The 21,916-nt window shown below is 56.9% G+C and carries 18 protein-coding genes; 13 read left to right on the forward strand and 5 right to left on the reverse strand.

The features are described 5' to 3' along the window. Positions 1-88 precede the first annotated feature (88 nt). Complete coding sequence (locus tag QRN36_RS18340) at positions 89-1,003, forward strand: LysR family transcriptional regulator (RefSeq protein WP_285425353.1); 915 nt, start codon at positions 89-91, stop codon at positions 1,001-1,003. A gap of 588 nt (positions 1,004-1,591) precedes the next feature. Then, positions 1,592-1,972: a hypothetical protein gene (locus QRN36_RS18345; protein ID WP_285425354.1), complete on the forward strand. Its 381-nt coding sequence runs from the start codon at positions 1,592-1,594 to the stop codon at positions 1,970-1,972. A gap of 46 nt (positions 1,973-2,018) precedes the next feature. Here the strand turns inward: QRN36_RS18345 and QRN36_RS18350 are convergent, their stop codons facing one another. Continuing rightward, positions 2,019-3,065: a DUF4062 domain-containing protein gene (locus QRN36_RS18350; protein ID WP_285425355.1), complete on the reverse strand. Its 1,047-nt coding sequence runs from the start codon at positions 3,063-3,065 to the stop codon at positions 2,019-2,021. A 181-nt stretch (positions 3,066-3,246) separates the two neighbouring features. Here QRN36_RS18350 and QRN36_RS18355 point away from each other — a divergent pair, with 181 nt between their 5' ends. Together QRN36_RS18355 and QRN36_RS18360 are read left to right on the forward strand one after the other, a co-directional pair. Next, the gene (locus tag QRN36_RS18355; RefSeq protein WP_005737903.1) at positions 3,247-3,867 is read left to right on the forward strand and encodes a hypothetical protein; all 621 of its coding nucleotides are present in this window, start codon (positions 3,247-3,249) and stop codon (positions 3,865-3,867) included. Then, entirely contained in the window at positions 3,860-4,978 is a 1,119-nt protein-coding gene (locus QRN36_RS18360) for an XRE family transcriptional regulator (RefSeq protein WP_285425356.1), read from the forward strand. The genes QRN36_RS18355 and QRN36_RS18360 overlap by 8 nt, the downstream gene beginning before the upstream one ends. Before the next feature lie 50 nt (positions 4,979-5,028). Here QRN36_RS18360 and QRN36_RS18365 read toward each other — a convergent pair whose 3' ends face one another. The 4 genes from QRN36_RS18365 to QRN36_RS18380 form a co-directional block, all read right to left on the reverse strand. Then, a complete protein-coding gene (locus tag QRN36_RS18365) occupies positions 5,029-6,243 on the reverse strand; it encodes a HEPN-associated N-terminal domain-containing protein (protein ID WP_285425357.1) in 1,215 nt (404 codons plus the stop codon). Between the two features lie 103 nt (positions 6,244-6,346). After that, entirely contained in the window at positions 6,347-7,027 is a 681-nt protein-coding gene (locus QRN36_RS18370) for a hypothetical protein (RefSeq protein WP_285425358.1), read from the reverse strand. Continuing rightward, positions 7,014-7,973, reverse strand: coding sequence for a hypothetical protein (locus QRN36_RS18375; protein ID WP_285425359.1), 960 nt, complete (start codon positions 7,971-7,973; stop codon positions 7,014-7,016). Before QRN36_RS18375 ends, QRN36_RS18370 begins: the two co-directional genes overlap by 14 nt. A 14-nt stretch (positions 7,974-7,987) precedes the next feature. Then, a complete protein-coding gene (locus tag QRN36_RS18380) occupies positions 7,988-8,317 on the reverse strand; it encodes a hypothetical protein (protein ID WP_285425360.1) in 330 nt (109 codons plus the stop codon). A gap of 364 nt (positions 8,318-8,681) precedes the next feature. Between QRN36_RS18380 and QRN36_RS18385 the strand changes: the two genes are divergently transcribed. From QRN36_RS18385 to QRN36_RS18425, 9 genes are all read left to right on the forward strand, one after another. Then, entirely contained in the window at positions 8,682-11,345 is a 2,664-nt protein-coding gene (locus tag QRN36_RS18385) for an ATP-binding domain-containing protein (protein ID WP_285425361.1), read from the forward strand. 141 nt (positions 11,346-11,486) lie between these two features. Continuing rightward, positions 11,487-12,110 carry a hypothetical protein gene (locus tag QRN36_RS18390; protein WP_285425362.1) on the forward strand — a complete coding sequence of 208 codons (624 nt, stop codon included), beginning with the start codon at positions 11,487-11,489 and terminating at the stop codon, positions 12,108-12,110. 847 nt (positions 12,111-12,957) lie between these two features. Further along, on the forward strand, positions 12,958-13,248 hold the full coding sequence (locus tag QRN36_RS18395; RefSeq protein WP_285425363.1) for a type II toxin-antitoxin system ParD family antitoxin: 291 nt from the start codon (positions 12,958-12,960) through the stop codon (positions 13,246-13,248). Positions 13,249-13,250: 2 nt separating this feature from the next. Continuing rightward, positions 13,251-13,607, forward strand: coding sequence for a type II toxin-antitoxin system RelE/ParE family toxin (locus QRN36_RS18400; RefSeq protein ID WP_285425364.1), 357 nt, complete (start codon positions 13,251-13,253; stop codon positions 13,605-13,607). 221 nt (positions 13,608-13,828) lie between these two features. Further along, the gene (mexE, locus tag QRN36_RS18405) at positions 13,829-15,073 is read left to right on the forward strand and encodes a multidrug efflux RND transporter periplasmic adaptor subunit MexE (RefSeq protein WP_285425365.1); all 1,245 of its coding nucleotides are present in this window, start codon (positions 13,829-13,831) and stop codon (positions 15,071-15,073) included. 12 nt (positions 15,074-15,085) lie between these two features. Next, positions 15,086-18,277 (forward strand): efflux RND transporter permease subunit, encoded by a 3,192-nt coding sequence (locus QRN36_RS18410; RefSeq protein ID WP_285425366.1) that lies wholly within the window; start codon positions 15,086-15,088, stop codon positions 18,275-18,277. Next, complete coding sequence (locus tag QRN36_RS18415) at positions 18,277-19,674, forward strand: efflux transporter outer membrane subunit (protein WP_285425367.1); 1,398 nt, start codon at positions 18,277-18,279, stop codon at positions 19,672-19,674. Before QRN36_RS18410 ends, QRN36_RS18415 begins: the two co-directional genes overlap by 1 nt. Before the next feature lie 196 nt (positions 19,675-19,870). Then, complete coding sequence (locus QRN36_RS18420) at positions 19,871-20,968, forward strand: hypothetical protein (protein ID WP_285425368.1); 1,098 nt, start codon at positions 19,871-19,873, stop codon at positions 20,966-20,968. 361 nt (positions 20,969-21,329) lie between these two features. Further along, positions 21,330-21,692: a histone-like nucleoid-structuring protein, MvaT/MvaU family gene (locus QRN36_RS18425; RefSeq protein WP_285425369.1), complete on the forward strand. Its 363-nt coding sequence runs from the start codon at positions 21,330-21,332 to the stop codon at positions 21,690-21,692. Positions 21,693-21,916: the final 224 nt, after the last annotated feature.

The raw sequence follows: 21,916 nt of genomic DNA on the forward strand, positions 1-21,916 counted from the left end.
TACCCTTAATATCCGAACCTGAGCCGAACACCTGGCTGGCCCCCTGTTGGCCGCCCACGTATTGACCCATGTCCCCGAGACCCCCGTCATGAACCGCAACGACCTGCGTCGCGTCGACCTCAACCTGCTCATCGTGTTCGAAACCCTCATGCATGAACGCAGTGTCACGCGTGCCGCTGAGAAGCTGTTCCTCGGCCAGCCGGCCATCAGTGCTGCGCTGTCTCGTCTGCGCGGACTGTTCGACGATCCTTTGTTCGTGCGCACCGGACGCAGCATGGAGCCGACCGCTCGGGCCGTCGAAATTTTCGGCCTGCTCTCCCCCGCGCTGGATTCCATTTCCACGGCCGTGAGCCGCGCCGCCGATTTCGACCCGGCCACCAGCACCGCGGTGTTCCGTATCGGGCTGTCCGACGAGGTCGAATTCGCACTGCTGCCATCGCTCCTCAAGCGCCTGCGTTCCGAGGCGCCGGGCATTGTGCTGGTGGTGCGCCGGACCAATTACATCCTGATGCCGGCGCTGCTGTCCTCCGGCGAAATCTCCATCGGTGTCAGCTACACCGACGACCTGCCCGCCAACGCCAAACGCAAGGTGCTTCGTCGCAGCAAACCGAAACTGCTGCGCGCCGACTCCATGCCCGGCGCCATCACGCTGGATGATTTCTGCGCGCGTCCCCACGCACTGGTGTCGTTTGCCGGTGACCTGGGCGGATTCATCGACGAGTACCTGGAGAAGATCGGCCGCAAGCGCCACGTCGTGCTTGCCGTGCCGCAATTCAACGGCCTGGCGACACTGATCGCCGGCACTGACATCGTCGCCACCGTCCCGGACTACGCCGCCGCGGTGCTCACCGCCGCAGGCGGCGTACGGGCCGAAGAACTGCCCATCGAGTCGCGCACGTTCGAGCTGCACATGGCCTGGCGCGGTTCCCAGGACAACGATCCAGGGGAACGATGGCTGCGTTCGCGAATCCAGATGTTTTTTGGTGACCCTGAGAGTCTTTAGGCTTCGCTGGGCAGGCTGTTTGGCTGATCATTTCCGCCTTTTCATAGACCGTGGAGATCCATTCACTTTCAGTGGATTGCTACATTGGGGGCATATTTGAGGGCATGCTTTGGATGGTTTGAAAGGGATGCCCCCAGTCTAAGGCTCAACAATCTTCTTCTCGAAAAATCGCCTGCGACAGTTCCCTATCGCCGTTGAATGCTATCGGATCACCTCAGCTCAAATACGCAGAGTGCTCATTGCCGTTAGAACAGTCTGAGCGCTTGCTAGGTTGATGTCGCAGTGGCTGACACAGGCATCGCTTGCAGGACAACCGTCGCCCCATGATCACGCCGGTTTTCAAAAACCCGTAAGGGCCCTTCTACCCCCGAAGATTGAAAATCCAAACGACCAACAAGCACTAACTGAATAGCAATCATTCATACGTTGGAGCGATCTGAAATCGGCGTTGAGGTACGTGGAGCCCGCACAGCAGTTCGGCGGGCTAGCCAAGAAATTGGAAGGTTCCGCTTAACCTCTTGAGCTTCCTGGCGTTCCAACCATTTTTCATCTATGAAATGAGTACCGTAGGCAAACCAAGGAAGTGGTATGGAACTGGTTACCGTTGCATGCATCGCGCTCAATCGTATTGGCTCTGCCAACTCGGCAGGATTCGGCTTCGGAAGGCATCGCAGGCAGCAGTTTTTCACCGAAGTGATTGACGAGGACGTGGACACTCTCCGCCAGAAAGTGATTGAGGTTGCAGAGGCAAATGGAGAGAGGGAGGGAGCACTTCACAACCTGATGCGTGCCCAAAACCTAGGCTTTCCACCCGGCCAGATAGTGTTCGACGTCCAAGGAATATCCACTCAATACAGTGACCCCTACGCCGCTTGTGTTGTTTTCCCCGCCCTCAAGGTGGCTGGTCGTTTCTTCAAACTTGAAGAGGTGGCTGAGAGCGGAATGATCCTTCATATTTCTTCCAGCTAAGTACGCGAGGCGCGCCTGGCAGCCCTCTGCCAGGCGCAAAGACAGGCTATGACGACAGTTTACGCTTGAACTTGAACATCACGTCATCAAGCCATCGCCCATAAGCCGCAGGGGTAGCTGGGACGAGCAGCCGGCGTTCCTCCACCTCTTGCTCCGACCGGTGCGACATAGTGAAACTGCTGGTGGCAACCGCAGGCGGCTCAGCAAATACTTTGTATGAAACGCCATAGAGAGACAGTTGAAACCACCCTCCTCGGCCCTGGCAAAGAATCTCATGCGCAGCCTCTGCCAAGCGTCTCACTTGTGTTGGCGATATGTAGTAACCGTCAAAGTGGTTAGACGTGCGGACTGGGTTTGCCAAGGTCATCGACAACCAGGACAGTCCACGATCGTGATGCCGCCAGATCAAGCCCGGAGCATCAATTCCAGTAAGCTCATCCCTGTCGAAGTCCACATAGCCGGCTTTGACCGTGCTGAGTCCAGCTTGGCAAAACTTCAAGAAATACGATTCATGCTCCGCGTGGATGGCACGCAGACTGCCAGGGCTAGCAGGCTGAGGGAGGAAGGCCAGCTCGATCCGTGTTTCGTGGTCTCGGCCACCCCACCGACCGTTGGCGTTCCGAATCTGAAGTTGTTTCTCAAATTCCTCCTCACTAACTGCACTTCGGTTCGTATTCAGCTGGTTTAATGCCCGGACGATACCATCCGAGAGCTCCTGCTCATTGGCGAATGTCGCGCGGAAAAGGCCGTCGACATAATCCGATACTTCCCAGCGAAACTCCTGCTGGGGCCCCTCCACGTCCACATCGTGCAGGAACGCGAGGATGGGCTTGTCTGCAACACGAGCGCGCCGGAACTCTTGCTGTGTCACTGACTCCCCAGATACAGTTCTAAATCCGAAATCTGCACCTAGCACCAGCACCACCACATCTGCCTGCTCGACCTCAGTCATGCAAGCTTCTTGAGAGGAATAAGGCCGCGCCCCAAAATCCTCGCACATCACTGGCACATGCCCCAGCAGCGTGACAGCTTTCTTGGCTGCCGCACGATAGCTCTCAAAATTTCGAACGACAGAGCTGATGAAAACGTTCATAAAACCCCCAATCACCCCAAGATTCGCCAAGCTCGCATGAGTTTGAGCAGCCAAAGCGCACGCCTTGTTAGCATGGCTACTGATCACTCTGACCACTATGCCAGAGGTTGACATTCTCAGAATTATGCACAAAAATCCCGGTTGACACTACAGATTATTTGCACGCTTTTCGGAGAAATGCATGCCTGATTACCAGCATCCAAGCGAGCTTGAGCCGAAGCTCAGCCGCGCTCACCTTGATGTCGTCTGCAACAACCTCTTGGATGCTGCTTACAAGGCGCTCGAGGCTACCTCCACTGACGATGACACTAACTGGACTCGAGGGATCTTCCCTTACGGTCGCATTCATGGCCGCTTCAAGCGTTTACATCTCCAGGGTGACCTCCCTTGGTTCAAGCTCGTCAACAACACCCTGGATTTCACGGTCAGCATTGATGGGGTTTTGATGCAGGTAGTCACGGATGATCCCGACACTCGCAAAAAAGGCTATCGAGTGGAGAAGAACGTCGTTGAGCTTTACCACGACAGCCTTCTAGGGCCGGCTACTGACGGGAACGTAACGTGGCGGCTGTACGTAGACAGCGATCGAAATCCAGATGGCCCGACTCTCACCGTGTCTGTCCTGGGCTTCGACACCAACCGAAATGTCGTTAGCAAGTGGACACATAACTACGAACCTCTGGTTTCTGTCCGCGTCACCGAGCTTTCCCCTATTGTTGAAATTGATGATTCTCTGCCAGTTCGTCGCGATAAGGACGCTGCGCAGAAAGAAACGAAAGACGCTGACTTGAAAGATGAATGACACAACAGGCCTTCTGCCTCTGGGTGATGAGTTCTCACCCGACAAGCTCCGCCTTGCAAGGTGCGCCTCGGGGCGATCCCTTGCTGAAATCGGCGAGCTCCTTGGCGTGACCAGACAATACGCACACAAGCTTGAGATCAACTCAATTCCCAATCCTGGACAGTTGAAGCAGCTATGCGAAATCCTGAACGTCAAGGAGAGCTTCTTCTTCGTTCCGCGCAAAAGTGGTGTTGAGCTTGAACAATGCCACTTTCGTAGCGTGCGAGCCTCGACCCAAACGCTCAAGAAAACAATTGCAGCCCAAGTGGAGATCTTCGAGCTTCTCGTTGATGAGCTGGACAAGGAGGTAGCTTTTCCTTCCGTCGATTTCCTTGCCATCGAGGAGCCAGTCACCGGTGCCGGAAAAATTGAACAGGTGGCCGAGCGTTTTAGGAGAGAGCAAGGAATAGGTTTGGGCCCACTTTCGAGCGTTACCAAGCTTGCGGAAAAGATTGGGGTGCTCGTCGTCAACCTGGCGGACGCGGACGATCGCGTTGACGCCTTTTCATTGTTCAACAAACGTCCATTGATCGTCCGGAATACCTCAAAGGTGAACCCTGGACGGCAGCGCTTCGATCTGGCCCACGAGCTCGGTCATCTTGTGATGCATCAAGGGGTGGAAACCGGCTGCCGGGAAACGGAAGAGCAAGCTAATCAGTTCGCCAGCGCTTTACTCATGCCAAGGGCTAGCTTCGCCGCTGAGTTCCCAGCAATGCGAGGTAAGTATCTCAACTGGCCAGCGCTGAAAGACTTGAAGCTTCGCTGGAAGGTCAGTTTCAAGGCGCTGATTTATCGTGCACGGGCTTTGGATCTTCTCACCGCTGACCAAGCCAAGAGCGGCTTCACTTATCTCGCTCGGAAAGGGTTTACTAAGCACGAGGAGTTCGACGAGCTCATCCCAATGGAGTCTCCCCTGCTTGTGCAACGAGCAATCGATCTCCTGGATTTTTCGACTTGGAGCCGGGTTCTCGCAGGGGCTGGACTGACCAGGCAGATGGTCGAGAACCAGTTCATGCTCAAGGTGCCTGCTTCTCCGTTGAGGCTTATAAAGACTGGCGATTCCCAGGGGTAATCCTAAACCACTCAACAGATGCCCTGCTTCTCCAATGCATCTGCAGATAATCAGAATATCTCATCGTCATCTTCGCCTGCCGCGAAGTCGGCCAGGTCAATGTCGAATGCTCTGTCGAGCCGCAACAGCGTTCGATCACTAGACGTATCGCCAGCGTCGATACAGCCTGAAGCATCAGCAAAAATAACGATCGCCTTGTTCCCAGTCTTCGAGCTCGGGTAGATGATCCCATCAATTTGATGATCGTCATCGGTACGGTAGACGTGCCTGAAATACTCAGTCACCACCTGGGTTGGAACATAGTCCGCGTGAGCTCGATCGCTGCGCTCGATCGGTTTGGTGAAATCCTCGACGAAGTTACACATGAAGCTGAAGTATGGCCTTAGCGTTTGCAGTTCAGGATCGAAAAGGCTCGGCACATAAAACGAGCGGGACAGATCAACCACCCGCAGATCCCTGATAGGCGAAAACTCGCCGGTGGCTGCCTTCTTAAGGGCTCCCTCAGCAGGATCGTAGGTTTCACGAATGGCGGTGTCTTGATCGAACGCCCCGTAGAACATAGGGATTCCCACGGGGCTCATCCGGTTCGGCATGTTCGCATGCGCGGCTGGTGGCGGCCCAAGCTCACCAGCTCGGCTGAGGTGAACCTCAGGATCGACGATGCGAACGCGGAAGATCGACTGTCCTGTAGGCACTGTATCAATTAGGTCGAGCTTTTTCGCCACGCTCCCCAGCATTTCAAGAATGTCGACCGGGTTCATCTCATCGTGCTGATCAGCCGCATATGAGGTGTTCACAGCTTTGTAAAACACGAATCGTGCTGTGTGAATGATGAAATGACTGAAGCTCTGCCATCCGTAGACCATCGTTCGATCAATGGGTAACGAATACGGATCTCTCTCGCACCACGCCACGTCGTGTATGGATCCGGCGATAGTGTCGAACACTTCTTCCGAACACTCGGGGCCGTGGTAGTAAAGAAGCTCCCAAGTACCGTATACGCGGCCCTGCCAGCCTCCTTCACGGGTTTCGTAAGCCAGCCCCTCATTCGTAGCTTCGCCCCACTCTATTGAGAGGCTATTGAAAACGTGCTCAATCACGTCATTCATGTCAGCGACGCGTCGGCTTCCATCGCAATAGCTGCAGGTTCCGCTCATCGAATTATCCTTGATGAAAGCTTTGAGGCCGTCATCTTCGACGCAGCGTAAGCACACGAACGTGTCCTCGACTCGCGAGAAACCTCGCTCCATGTCCTCTTCCATCATTCTCTTGACTCCGCCCATAGCACCGCCTCAAATGCATGCTCAAACATCTCAGAAGTACTGGATACGTAGCATCTTCAGGGATAGATCGTTCGGATTCGTACCGTCACGAGTAGCACATGATCAATGGAGCTGGGACGGGAGCCTCGATCAACCTGGCGCTTTTCTCGACTACCCACGCGCCAAACGGCCACATCACCTGAAGCACAAGGAGAATAGTGAAGGTCAAAAAGGCCCGAAGCAGATACTCATGGGTCATTTTGATGCCGGTCACTTTTTCGTTGACCAGCGAGTAGTTATGCAGAACGGCGCGGGCGAGCTGTTTGGCTAAGCCCGCTTTAGGCGAGCTTCCTTTCCAGGCATTGGCTAGCTCTCCTGGGCCAAGCTGAGCGAACCCTGCGACTTTCAACGTGCTGAATGCCCACGCCCCTGCGCGTAGCAAAAAGGCCACTGCCAATCCGAACAGGACGAGACCAATGCAGCCTAGCCATTTGCTCGACTTGTCGCTCCACAGAGTGGGCAGCAGTGAGACTAGGACGGGTATCAGCGCCGTAATGGCGGCTAGGTAGATACCGGCTTTCGCGTCAGCTCCCTTCCTGCGGTCAACCTCTGCATCGAAAAGACGGCGTGACTCGTCCAGCACCACGTCGCTGTCTGTCGACCAATCCCCCGCTTGAACAGACGCAGCAATGCCCTGCTTCCATTCCACATCGTCAGCCTGCTGACCAGGCGACAACGGGATGAGGGTCGGCCATACCCAATGAATCCAGTCTTTAAGTTTGAGCAATGGCGTTCACCGTCAGCTCGTCTACGATTGCAGCAGCGATTGGGTAACCCGTGAGATTCTCGATCCAGGCCCACTGCCCGTTCGGGTTTATCTCCAAGAACCACAATTTGCCCGATTGATCGCAAACCAAATCGATTGCCCCGTAACGAAGGCCTAGGCGCTGGACGAGCTTCACGCACTGACGTTCAACGCGTCGATCAAGAACAATCTTTTCGTGGCGAAGATCAGGACGACTGCCCTTGCGCCAGTCAGTTATCGTTTCCTCGTTATCTTGTGACCAGATCGCCGTCGCAAAAACCCGCCCGCCCACGACGGTCACTCGGACATCGTATTGCTTCAAGATCTCTGATTGCACAATGAAGGGGGTCAGCCTGATGGCTTCCGCCTGTTCATCCTCAATCTCAGCGAGTCGAGAGGTGAAGATGACTCGCTCCGTTTCGCCTGCTAACACCGCTTGTCGAAGAGGCTTTCCAATGGCCTGGCCAAGAGCAGAGATAGCCCTAGCGCATAAGATGTCGTTCGTCACAAATGCCTGTGGTACATGGAAGCCGATCTCCTGTGCGAGAAGGAGCTGCATCGGCTTGTCCTCAGCCATGAAGATCTTGGTGGGAGAGTTCAGCCACCGGCCTTCTAAACGGGAGTAAAGGCTTTTGAGGAAGCTACTCCACTCCGCTTCGATGTAGGCCCGCTCTCCAGGATCCGTTGCCGTGTCCGGTACAACTGGAGCTCCCGGCCTACGGAAATAAGCTGCTGTTATCGCTGCCCCGCGGACTACTACCCCGTCTAGCGAAATAGACCACGCGTCCCGGGGAAACCCTGCCATCGAGCACAACGCTTGGGGCAACTGTTCGGTATTCAGCCGGAAAAAAGGCTGGCCACGTCGACGGAGCTCAGCAACCACGTAGTCCATCGTGATGTCACGACAATTTGTAACTAGCAGCAACATGAAGCGCTTCCAGTTCAGTCCGAGTAGTAACGAGCATCTAGCCCAAAGGTTGGATCACCATTGTCGTCCCGCTCCAGCTCGACCTTAGTCTTGGTGATCAGCTTCAGGATGTGATTGGCACTGCATTGATCATCGCGCTCAGTCGTCGCATCGGTTTTGGTTACCAGCTGCAGCAGGTGATTGCTCGAGTCGAATCGACGCGGGGAGCCTGAATCAGCTGGTTGGACTCGGTAAGGACTGGGATCGTCGTCATCGCTTTCGACTCTCTGGTAGGTTTTGGTCAACAGCTCAACCTGCCAGCACGCCTCGTCATCCTGCTCAGAGTTGACCTTGGTCTTGGTCATCAGCTCATTCAGCGCTCCGTCAGCGATGATTGGAACTACTCCATCAGGAGCCTCAACGGCCCACATCTGGAGCTCCGGGGAATAGAAGCCCGGGATACTGTCCTCTCCTGTTCTAGGCGTCGCAAATCTAGATAGAAAGGGCGACGATTTCTGCAGAGCTCCCAAGCTGGCGTCTCCTGTGCCGGCGAGTCGCGAAAGGCAACAATGCCCGGACGATACCAGATCCATAGCAATCTGCTAGCAACAAAAGCCATCAGGATTTAGGATCTGGGGCAGCCGATGAACATCGCCATGAGTACATGAATCTACGCACATGCATGTCTGGCAGACGAAGTCATGAACATTTGAAACAGGGAGTGCTTCAATGAGTGCCAATGATGCGTTGGATCTTGCCAACCACGCCTTAGACTCGTTTCACCAGATCGAACAAATTGCTTCTAAACAGCTCACATCGGGGAGTCGCGAAGCCTCTGATGCCTTAGCATTTGTAAATACCTTCACCGGTGCCGCTGCCGTTGAGCAGATCGCATCCATCTCTGACGATGTGACCAAATCACTGGTTAGCCTCATCCGAGAGCCAGCTGTCTCGCGGATCGTGGTGGAAAACGAGAAAGGCCAGGTTGAGACCTACTACATCTGCCGCACCACAGGAGGATTCGTCCTTAATAACGGCAAGCTAGCCGGTTACCGCTCTCCGTTCGGTCGCTTGGCTGCCCACGGCGCAGGTGAGGACGTTGATGTAGAGATCGCGGGTAAAAAAGTCAGCTACCGGGTCTTGGACAAACTCGAGTTAAAACCTCAGAAAAGCGCTGAGCTCTGGGACTCAATTGACAGCATTTGGCGCCAAGAAAGCTCAGCACCTCAGACGATCCCATCTCTTCGCAAGGTTATACAGCCCGACGACAGCAATTCGTTTTTTGCCATGCTCGCCGGCACGTCCGAAACTGAGAAGATCCGCGAAGGTGTGCGTCACGAGATCCGAAACGCTATGGCTCTTCGAGACCAAGCGATTCTTGACAAATTTCAGGACGAAATTTTCCGCCTTTCAGTAGACCACCAGCTAATCATCCTTGGCCCACCGGGGACAGGCAAAACAACCACCCTGATTAAACGTCTCGGCCAGAAGCTCGACTGGGAGGCGCTTAGCCAGGACGAGCGCCTCTTGCTGGGCCCCCAGTCTAAGCGCTCACGCTGGATGATGTTCACACCGTCAGACCTCTTAAAGCATTACGTCAAAGAGGCCTTCAGCCGTGAGAACGTGCCGGCTTCGGACGAGCATATCAAGACCTGGAGCAAGCGCCGACATGAACTGGCAAGGTCTACATTTGGCATCCTCAAGACGGGCAACAGTGGCACATGCATTCTCAAGGAAGATCATCAATTCGCCCCGGTGGACATCAACGATGATCCGCGCCAGTGGTTTGCCGATTTTAAAGCTCTACACCAAAGCCGCCTCCTCTCCTCTCTGAAGGAAGGAGGAATTTTACTGCGGGATTCTGCCCCGAACCTAGTAGACGCAGTGGTGCACAAGCTGTTTGCAATGTCAGATGGACTTCGACCAGAAGGATTGCTGAGCGCGTATGCCGAGTGGAACAATCTCGAGACGCGGATTGATCCTATGCTCAAAGCCAGTCGCTCAACCACAGACGATCTGATCAAGAAGCAAGGCAACCTCCTTCACAACCGGAACAAAGCCGTCTTCGCAGAAATGGCCACCTTCCTTGATAGCCTTGGCCAAAATGATGATGAGGACGAGGAAGGTGCCGAATTTGATGACGATACTGCTGACGATGGTATTGCTACGCCGTCGCACAGCGCAGAGCTCAAAGCATTCGCGGCTTACCGAAAGTTCCTTCAGGCCTATGCGCGCACTCGCTATCGTAACAGCAATCTAGGTAAGACAAGCCGTGCAGCTCAATTACGAGACTGGCTTGGAGATCGAGTCCCCTCAGATGAATGGCTTGCAATGCTTGGGCGAGAGATGTGCTTCCAGAACGCGCTGCGGCGCTTCAGGGACGCCTGGAAACGGTACATACTTGATGTCCCGGCAAGCTACAGAGCGTTCCGTCGCGACAGCGTAACGCTTGATCGGTACCGCTATGAGCGGCCAGAGCACGCTTCCCACGTTGATGAGACAGAGCTCGACGCCATTCTTCTCCTCATGCTTCGATCCGCTCGCGAACTTATCCGTCAGGATTTTGTGAAGCGGCACATAAACGAACCTCGCTTCACCGAGCTTGCCAGGATCTCGAGCCAATTCCTGCAGCAAGTCCTAGTAGACGAAGCCACGGACTTCTCGCTCCTCCAGCTTGCTTGCATGGAGAGCCTGACTGACCCTGCTATTGAATCGTTCTTCGCCTGCGGAGATTTCAACCAACGGATCACAGGGGTTGGCCTCAAACACCTCGATCAGCTTGAGTGGATTTCCCCTCGCCTCAATCCTCAGCGAATCAACACGGTGTATCGGCAGAGTCGTCTATTGAACAGCTTTGCCATCAAACTGCTCGAGCACATGGATGGAGACACTGAAGCAGTAGGCAGCCTGCCGGAGCACTCCTCTCACGAAGGTGTACCGCCGGTGCTAGGGGAAAACCTCCGGGGTGAAGACGTCGTCACCTGGGTCGCCGAGACGATCTTCGAGATCGAAGATCAGATCCGCTCCAAAAATGAGCCGGTGCCTACCATTGCCGTCCTGGTCGCATCCGAGGCGCACGTGAAACTCGTTGCCCAAGCGCTCACCAAAAAACTAGAGAGCAGGAGTCTGCTCGCGGTTCCTTGTGTCGATGGCCAGTCTTTGGGTAACCAGTCCGATATCCGGGTGTTTGATGTCCAGCACATCAAGGGGCTCGAATTCGAAGCCGTGTTCTTCATAGGGCTGGATGAGCTCGTCGAAGCGAAACCTACTCTGTTCGAGCGATTCCTGTATGTAGGTGCCACCCGGGCAGCGACATACCTCGGCATGGTCTGTCATCAGGAGCTGCCACCTGCCTTGTCGAACCTTCGCCCTGCCCTCGCCCAGCGCTGGTAGGCCTGGCAAATGCTTTCGCCGGTTTAAAGGAGATTTGATCAGGCGGAGCAACTATATGCCCCCAAAGGTACACGGTTTCAAAGCCGTCACAGCCGAAGAATCCTGACTGTAAAACGACATTCGATGTATTAAGGACTGTTTATGGCACTGCCAAAGCTGAGCGAGCAACAAGACGTGAGGCGAGTCATTCATCATGAGCTAGGACACTGGCTCATGGCTCGAGAGGTAGGATTCAAGATCGGAGGCGTTTGCGTTGACATCTACCGCGGAAAGGCCGCAGGTGCTGCAACTGTATTTCCAAAACCCTCTAATAAACTCGTTTCAGCACAAGCAGTTGAAGAATATCTTACGAGTAGAATTATGGTGCTATGCGCTGGAGTACTCGCTGAGATTGAATGGTATGCGAACAATACCCCCAACTTTAAAGAAGAGAACGTCAATGACGTTTATGAGAACGGTGTCATTGACACTTCCGGCCTTACTGACAAAGGAAGGATTGACGAGCTAATGATTATACTCACCGGAATTCGAACCGAACCAACTGCACCAAGAACAGAGGCAGACCAAACTCAGCGAAATCTGTTTGTAGAGGTTTACGAAAAAGCACGTAGAGTTTTCGTCGGGTTCGAGGATAAACTATTCACACTTGCCAAACTGGTAGAAAATGAAAAATGGACATCAGTTACCGAGCTAACCGTCCCGAGTAACAGACTAATTGAGCTAGACGAGATCACCACTGCAAGCCCTAAGGAAACCACAAGATAAAATCTTTGACTAGCACTAGGGATCAGGCAGTTAGCTAAGCAAGGCAAGGCCTGATTCGTTGCGCTTACACCCAACAATCTCGACACGATATTCAAAATTCATCTTTGTCACGATCAATTGCAAATTCAGGTAAGGCGCTCCCTCTGCATCTCAACCTGAGTGCCCTCGTTGGCAGCCCACCTGGCGGCCAATTGAAGAGGAAGGTTCTGGGTCCAACCAGCCTATCGAGACCCAAGACCAGAAAGATGATTTCAACTTTGAGCACCACTTCAATACTGGAGAACCGCTTCTTAGGCGTTTTCCGTGACCGGGCACCCAGCATTACGCTCCAACTGTCGATGGAGACAGGGATCGATGCCTACTGGCAAATCACGCAGAGCACGAGTATCTCGCGAGTCAATGTCAGGATATCTGTTGAGGACACAGACTCGACAACTCCGTTTTAGGATATCGACTCATTACTCATATCCTCTTCCGATCGACCTAGGACTTACCAGATACTGGTTGCTCATCCAGCATACCGAGGCGCACTGAATACAAGCCACTGCCACACTTCAGTCCGTCGGAGATCGCCATTCGCGATCGCTCGCGCACCCCATGTTGATGGGGGGCAAAACTGGGGGCACAATTCGTTTGTTTCAGGCTACAATTACCGAGCTAGAGCCCAGTCAAAATGTTCTTTGGTGACCCGGACAGCCTCTAGGTTCTCCTTGCAGGCTGTTTAGCAGTTGGCGCCAGTCAGCCATCACCCAATCGCCGGTTGTCGGCCCCAGAGCTGTCTTCCTGACCAAAATGGCATAATATGCCAACGATAAACAGGACTTGGTTGATAGAACTGGAGCTATCTATGGCGACGCGAAATGTTGTGCTCACCCCTCACCAGGAACAGGTCATCCATGATCTGGTGCAGTCCGGCCGTTATCAGAATGCCAGCGAGGTGATGCGAGAAGGGTTACGTTTGTTGGAGCAGCGCGTCGCCGAGGACACCGCCAAAATCGAGGCACTGCGTCAGGCGACCTCGATCGGTATCATGGATCTTGAGCATGGGCGCTTTACGCAGGTGAACGCAGGGGATCTGGAGCACTACCTCGAGGGCTTGAGCCTGGAGGCAACCCTCCCCGCGAAAGAGAAACACTGAGCATGCCGCAGTATCGGATTTCCAACCCGGCGCGCGCCGACATTGTCGACATCCTCAGGCTCTCCCAAACGCAATTCGGCGACCAAGCGCGCCAGCGTTACCAGGCGCTGATCCTCGCGGCGTTGCAAGCGCTTGCCGACACGCCTGATCGCATTGGCAGCCACGACCGCGATGAGCTTGCACCGGGCCTTCGCAGCTATCACCTCATCTATTCACGCCAGCAGGCCAAGCAAACCCATGGAATGGTCAAAAGCCCACGCCATATCGTGTTCTATCGTGTGGCAAGCGACGACGTGATCGAGGTCGTCAGACTCCTTCATGACGCCATGGAAGTGCAGCTGCACTTGCCTGACGACTGATCAGCAACCTGGCCCATTCGCAATCACTCGAATCCCCGGTGCGAATCAGCGCACAAGTGGGAGCAACCAAAAGCGTTATCGACTTCCGGACAGCCTCGTCTAGAGCCTTTGCGCAGGTCAATATCATTCAGACTGATATTTACCTTCGTCGTATTCGATTCGTGCAATAAACCCCTCGAGAACAGAATCCGCCCATCTCAATAACATCGGCGGATTTTCCCATGGTTCAGTCACTTACTCCTTTGCGCTATCCCCTTGCCGCGCTGGCACTGGTGGTGATCAGTGCGTGCGGAAAAGGCCCGGAATCGGCCGCGCAGGCACCGGCTGCGGCCAAGGTCAACGTGGCCAAGGTTCTGGAGCAACCGGTCAACGAATGGGATGAGGTCACCGCGCGCCTGGAAGCGCCGGAAACCGTACAGGTGCGTCCACGTGTCTCCGGTCAGATCGATTCGGTCGCGTTCACCGACGGCGAGCTGGTGAAGAAAGGCGATCTGTTGTTCCAGATTGACCCGCGCCCGTTCGAAGCCGAAGTGCATCGCCTCGAAGCCCAACTGCAACAGGCCAAGGCAGCGTCGGTACGCAGCAATAACGAAGCCCAGCGTGGCGAGCGCCTGCGCACCAACAACGCGATCTCCGCCGAACTCGCCGATTCGCGTACCACCACCGCGCAGGAATCCAAGGCTGCGGTCGCCGCGATCCAGGCACAACTGGATCTGGCCCGCCTGAACCTGAGCTTTACCCGCGTCGCCGCGCCGATCACCGGCCGTGTCAGCCGCGCCGAAATCACCGCCGGCAACATCGTCACCGCCGACCAGTCGATCCTCACAAGCGTGGTGTCCACCGACAAGGTCTATGCCTACTTCGACGCCGACGAGCGCGTGTTCCTCAAGTACAACCAACTGGCCCGCGACGGCAAACGCGGCGCGACCACGCCGGTGTACATGGGCCTGTCCAACGAGGCCGAGAACCCGCACCTGGGTCAGATGAACTTCGTCGACAACCAGGTCAACCCGCGCACCGGTACCATTCGTGGCCGCGCCGTATTCGACAACAGCAAGGGCGATTACACCCCGGGCCTTTATGCACGTCTGAAACTGGTCGGCAGCGGCACCTATTCCGCCACCCTGATCAAGGACGAAGCCGTCGGCACCGACCTGGGCAAGAAATTCGTGCTGGTGGTCGACAAGGACAACAAGGCGGTTTACCGCAGCGTTGACCTGGGGCCGAAGCTTGAAGGCCTGCGCATCGTGCGCAGCGGTCTGGCCAAGGACGACCGCATTGTCGTCAGCGGCCTGCAACGTGTTCGTCCGGGATCGCCGATCGACCCGCAGGACACCCCGATGGCCAGCCCTGAAACGCTCGCCGCGCTGCAACAACAACGCCAAGCACTTGAAGCCAGCAACCAACCTCAGGCCCAGAAGAAACTGGACGCCAAGGTTGCCGCTGCCGCTTCGCCACGCGGTTAAGGGACTCACTCGATGAATTTTTCCAAATTCTTTATCACGCGACCGATCTTCGCGGCAGTGCTGTCGCTGCTGATCCTGATCGCGGGCGCCATCTCGCTGTTTCAGCTACCGATCAGCGAATACCCGGAAGTCGTGCCGCCGACCGTGGTCGTGCGCGCCAACTTCCCCGGCGCCAACCCGAAAGTGATCGGCGAAACCGTGGCCGCGCCACTGGAACAGGCCATCACCGGTGTCGAGAACATGCTCTACATGTCCTCGCAGGCAACGGCTGACGGCAAACTCACCCTGACCATCACCTTCGCGCTGGGGACCAATCTGGACACCGCACAAGTGCAGGTGCAGAACCGCGTGACGCGGACCGAACCGAAGCTGCCGGAAGAAGTGACGCGCATCGGTATCACGGTCGACAAGGCGTCTCCGGACCTGACGATGGTGGTCCACCTGACCTCGCCGGATCAGCGTTACGACATGCTCTACCTGTCCAACTACGCGGTGCTGAACATCAAGGACGAGCTGGCTCGCCTGAACGGTGTCGGCGACGTGCAGCTGTTCGGTATGGGTGACTACTCGCTGCGCGTCTGGCTGGACCCGAACAAGACCGCCTCGCGCAACATCACCGCGACCGATGTGGTCAACGCGATTCGTGAGCAGAACCGTCAGGTAGCAGCCGGTCAACTGGGCGCACCGCCCTCCCCGAGCGCGACCAGCTTCCAGATGTCGATCAACACCCAGGGCCGTCTGGTTTCCGAGGAAGAGTTCGAGAACATCATCGTCCGCGCTGGCGAGAACGGCGAGATCACTCGCGTACGAGACATCGCCCGCGTCGAACTGGGTTCAAGCCAGTACGCACTGCGCTCGCTGCTCAATAATCAGCCGGCCGTCGCGATCCCGATCTTCCAGCGTCCTGGCTCCAACGCGATCGACATTTCCAACGAAGTGCGCAGCGAAATGGAGTTGCTGAAGAAAGACTTCCCGCAAGGCATGGACTACAGCATCGTCTATGACCCGACCATCTTCGTGCGCGGCTCGATCGAGGCGGTGGTTCACACCCTGTTCGAAGCGCTGATCCTGGTGGTGCTGGTGGTGATCCTGTTCCTGCAGACCTGGCGTGCGTCGATCATCCCGCTGGCCGCCGTGCCGGTGTCGCTGATCGGTACCTTCGCGGTCATGCACCTGTTCGGCTTCTCACTCAACGCGCTCTCGCTGTTCGGTCTGGTACTGGCGATCGGTATCGTCGTGGACGATGCGATCGTGGTGGTGGAGAACGTGGAGCGCAACATCGAACTGGGTCATCAGCCGATGGAAGCCACGCAGATCGCCATGCGCGAGGTGACCGGCCCGATCATCGCGACGGCGCTGGTGCTGTGTGCGGTGTTCGTGCCGGCGGCGTTCATTTCCGGCCTGACGGGACAGTTCTATAAACAGTTCGCCCTGACCATCGCGATCTCTACGGTGATCTCTGCGTTCAACTCGCTGACCCTGTCGCCTGCACTGGCAGCGGTGCTGCTGCGCGCTCACGATGCGCCGAAGGATGGCTTCTCGCGATTCCTCGACAAATTGCTCGGCGGCTGGCTGTTCCGTCCGTTCAACCGCTTCTTCGTCAAAGCCAGTAACGGCTACGTTGGCGCGGTCGGCCGGGTGATTCGTGTCAGTGGCGTCGCGCTGGTGGTCTACGCGGGCCTGATCGTCATGACCTGGCTGGGCTTCTCGACCACGCCGACCGGCTTCGTGCCGCAGCAGGACAAACAGTACCTGGTGGCCTTCGCGCAACTGCCGGATGCGGCGAGTCTTGATCGCACCGAAGACGTCATCAAGCGCATGTCCGACATCGCGCTCAAGCAACCGGGTGTCGAGAGCGCGGTGGCGTTCCCGGGCCTGTCGATCAACGGCTTCACCAACAGCCCGAACTCCGGCATCGTCTTCGTGACCCTCAAGCCGTTCGAGGACCGTAAACTGGCCAGTGAATCGGCGGGTGCCATCGCCGGTGAGCTGAACGGCAAATACGCCGGGATTCAGGAAGCCTACATGGCGATCTTCCCGCCGCCGCCGGTTCAGGGGCTGGGCACCATCGGTGGTTTCCGCCTGCAGATCGAAGACCGCGGCAACCTGGGTTATGACGAGCTGTACAAAGAAACGATGAACGTCATCGGCAAGAGCCGCAGCGTGCCGGAACTGGCTGCACTGTTCACCAGTTACACCGTGAACGTGCCACAGGTCGATGCCGCCATCGACCGCGAGAAGGCCAAGACTCACGGCGTGGCAATCAGCGACATCTTCGACACCCTGCAGGTCTATCTGGGTTCGCTGTACGCCAACGACTTCAACCGCTTCGGCCGGACCTATCAGGTCAACGTTCAGGCTGAACAGCAGTTCCGTCAGGACGCAGAGCAGATCGGTCAGTTGAAGGTGCGCAACAACCTGGGCGAGATGATTCCGCTGGCGACGCTGCTCAAGGTCACCAACACCTCCGGCCCTGACCGCGTCATGCACTACAACGGCTTTATCACTGCCGAGATCAACGGCGCAGCAGGTCCGGGCTTCAGTTCGGGTCAGGCGCAGGCGGCGATGGAAAAACTGCTCAAGCAGGAACTGCCCAACGGCATGACCTACGAGTGGACTGACCTGACCTATCAACAGATCCTCTCGGGCAACACGGCATTGCTGGTCTTCCCGCTCTGCGTATTGCTGGCGTTCCTGGTACTGGCGGCGCTGTATGAAAGCTGGAGCCTGCCACTGGCGGTGATCCTGATCGTGCCCATGACGCTGCTGTCCGCCATCGCCGGTGTGATCATCGCGGGCAGCGACAACAACATCTTTACCCAGATCGGCCTGATCGTACTGGTGGGCCTGGCGTGCAAGAACGCGATCCTCATCGTCGAGTTCGCCAAGGATGAGCAGGAAAAAGGCAAGACCCCGCTGGAGGCTGTTCTGGAAGCCTGCCGCCTGCGTCTGCGGCCGATCCTGATGACCTCCTTCGCGTTCATCATGGGTGTGGTGCCCCTGGTGATCTCCAGCGGCGCCGGTGCCGAGATGCGTCACGCCATGGGTGTGGCGGTGTTCTCCGGGATGCTCGGCGTGACCTTCTTCGGTCTGCTGCTGACCCCCGTGTTCTATGTGCTGATTCGTAATTACGTTGGACGCAAAGAGGCGCGCAAGGCAGCCAAGGCTCAACGCGTTCAGACTATCGCTCCGGAGGCTCATTGATGAAGGCTGCAAAACTCTTCCTGCCGAGCCTGCTGGTCCTGGCGCTGGCGGCGTGCGCCGTCGGCCCTGACTACAAAAAGCCCGACACTGCGGCGGCCAACATTCAGGCCGCCACGCAGAGCACCTATGACCGCAGTCGCGTTGAAACCATCTGGTGGCAGCAGTTCGACGACCCGACGCTGAACGCGCTGGTCGCCCAGTCGCTGCAAGGCAACCGCGAATTGCGCGTGGCGTTCGCCCGCCTGAAAGCGGCCCGTGCCATCCGTGACGACATCAGCAACGACGCGATGCCGGTCGTCACCAGCCGCGCCAGCAGCGAGATCGGTCGCAGCCAGGTGCCCGGTCAAACCGAACACCGGATCAATCAGGAACGCTACGACCTGGGCCTGGACATGGCCTGGGAGATCGACCTGTTCGGCCGCATCCAGCGCGAACTGGAAGCCAGCGAAGCCGATCAGCAGGTGGCCGAGGCCAACCTCTATCAGCTGCAGGTCACGATGATCGCCGAGCTGGTGGACGCCTACGGTCAACTGCGCGGCGCGCAATTGCGCGAGCACATCGCCCGCGACAACCTGAAGAACCAGCAGGATTCGCGCAGCGTCACGGTGCAGTTGCGTGACGAAGGCGTGGGCAACGAAATCGACGTGGTGCGCGCCGACGCGCGTTTGGCGGCGGTCGAGGCCAGCATTCCACAACTGCAGGCCGAGCAGGTGCGCGAGCGCAATCGCATCGCCACGCTGCTGGGCGAGCGTGCGGACGCCATGAGCGTCAGCCTGGCTCCGGCCAAGCTGCCGGCGATCTCCAAGGCGCTGCCGATCGGCGACCCGACGAAGCTGCTGGAAAACCGTCCCGACGTGCTCAGCGCCGAACGGCAACTGGCGGCGCAGACCGCGCGGATTGGCGTGCAGACCGCTGACCTGTTCCCCCGTGTCAGCCTGAGCGGCTTCCTGGGCTTCACCGCCAGCCGGGGTTCGCAAATCGGTTCGAGCGCAGCGCAAGCCTGGGGCCTTGGCCCGAGCATCACCTGGGCGGCGTTTGACCTGGGCAGCGTGAAGGCGCGCATCCGAGGCGCCAACGCCGACGCTGAAGGCGCGCTGGCCAACTACGAACAGCAAGTGCTGCTGGCGCTGGAAGAAACCGAAAACGCGTTCAGCGACTATGACAAGCGCCAGCAGCGTCTGGTGTCGCTGGTGCGCCAGAGCGAATCGAGTCGCGCGGCGGCCAATCTGGCGAGCATCCAGTACAAGGAAGGCACGGCTGATTTCCTCGTGCTGCTTGACGCCGAGCGTGAACGGCTGGCAGCCGAGGACAGTCAGGCGCTGGCCGAGATCGATCTGTACCGTGGCATCGTTGCCATCTACAAAGCGCTCGGTGGCGGCTGGCAGCCTAACGCCTGATTCATCGACAGCACGTGGGGCGACTTACCGGTCGCCCCACAGGCCTCGGGCTCACATGGTCCGGGGCTTTTTTTTGGCCGGCAAGTGGCGCAAGGGCGGATACAGGCCCGCGTGCGAGTCAAGATTTCGCCCTGCGGCGTTTGACACTCGGCCATCACTCCCCGAAGCTGCTGACCACGCAAAAACGGAAATCGGTATGTCAAAAGCGTCTTCGCAGCGCACGCCCGCTCAACTGAGAACTCGCCGCCGCGTACAGGCCGTCATCGCGCTCGCGGTGCTGCTGTTGCTGATCGGCGCGGCGTTGCTGGTTCGCAGCTGGCACGCGCCGCCCGCAGCGCCGGTGGTCAATCACAGTTATGCCGAAGCCCTCGAACTGGCCCATGCAGGAAAGGCCGGTGCTGCTCGCGTGCTGTATCAGCAATTCAGTCGCACGGATCTGTCGGACATTCGTCGCGCCGGCCTGCTCGTCGAACTGGTCAATTACCCCAGCACTCAGGCGCTGAAAATCCTGCGCGCCGACCTCAAGAGCCCTGCTCCACTGATCCGCCAGACGGCGATCGAAACCGTAGTGAGCATGCTGCCCGAGGCACAGCGCAGTCTGCTGATCGGCCCGCTGCTCGACGATCCCGATCAAGGCGTGCGCTTCACTGCGGTCCGTGCCCTGCTGGGACTGACGCCGGACGATCTGGGTCTGTATTACGGGGCGGTTCAGGAAGCGGCTCAGGAATATGAAAGTGCATTGATCTCACAACCGCCCAGCGGACAGAGTCAACTTCAACTGTCGCGCCTGTATGTCAACAATGGGCAACCCGATAAGGCATTCGCCGCACTGGAACTGGGGCAAAAACTTGAGCCGAACACGATTCAGATCGGCCTGGCGCAAGTGCAGTTGCTCGATCAGCAAGGCCAGGCCGACCGTTCTCGCCAATTGCTGGCGCGACTGCTCGACAGACACCCGCAATCTTCTTTATTGCAACATGCGCTGGGGCAATGGTTGTTGCATCACCAACAAAGCGAATACGCGCTGCTGGCATTGACCAAAGCCGTGGAACTTGAACCGGAGAATGCGGGATATCGCTACGATCTGGCGGTGGCACTGCATGACCTGCAGCAGCTGGAGCCCGCCCAGCGCCAGCTGGAGGACATTCTGCAACGCCAGCCGGCGAACCGACGCGCCCGGATCCTGTTGATTCATTACTGGAAGGAGAACGGTCAACTGCAGAAGGTTCAGGTGCTGCTGGCCGAACTGGAGCAGCAGAACCCCGACGATCCCGTGTTACAACAAGGGCTGTAATGTGCGCAACTCGCCGTGCAGAAACGCGGCACGATAGTTTCCAATATCAGCATAGTTTCAGAAATTACTTACAACATCTTTCTCCTGATACGCAGTTTTTTGTCAGACCTGCATATCTCGCCGAGGAAGTTTCATATAACAATTACCCTCCGGCTATTTTACAAGTGGAAAAAAACGTGCATTATTTGCCCGTACCACTTAACTACCCCACCGTTGATGCGACGCCGATCCTGCGCTGTCACTCTTCAACCGGTCGAGATGTCACATCCGGGGCAGTCACACAATGAGCGTTGGACCGATACTTGCGTTTATGTTGCTTGCATTGGGCTGACAACAGCCAATTACCGCCGGAGTACTATATTTGTCCAGACTTGCCGAGTTTCGCGCAGCAGAAAAAGCCCTTCAGGAACAGCTTGCTCAGCTGGAAAGCCTGAAGAACGACGCCGGACTGAAAAAGGAGATCGAATTCGAGCAGAAGCTTCAGGCTCTGATGAGTTCCTACGACAAGAATCTGCGTGACATCATCGCCATCCTCGACCCCAATCCGACCGCGACTGCCGCCGCCCCGGCAGGCCCGAAACGTCGCCGCGCTCGCGTGGTCAAGGTCTATCAGAACCCGCACACGGGTGAGCTGATCGAGACCAAAGGTGGAAATCACCGTGGCCTGAAGGCCTGGAAAGAACAATATGGCATCGAAGCCGTCGATTCCTGGTTGCGCCGTTGATTGATTGCCGGTGCCCCCTGCGGCAGCGCATGACAGCCCCTGCCAAAGGGGCTGTTTGTATATGAGCCGTTATTCAAACATTCGGCGCCGGTTGACAGGATGTTTTTCGCACAACGCACGATCCTGGGAATACTCAACCGTTCAACTTCGTACAACGCTGCGATGAATCCGTGATGCATTAACCAGCGCGTTGTTATATCGCGTTGGAATAGCACAGCCTGCAT

The sequence above is a fragment of the Pseudomonas sp. efr-133-TYG-103a genome (genome assembly GCF_030209235.1).
GTDB lineage: Bacteria > Pseudomonadota > Gammaproteobacteria > Pseudomonadales > Pseudomonadaceae > Aquipseudomonas.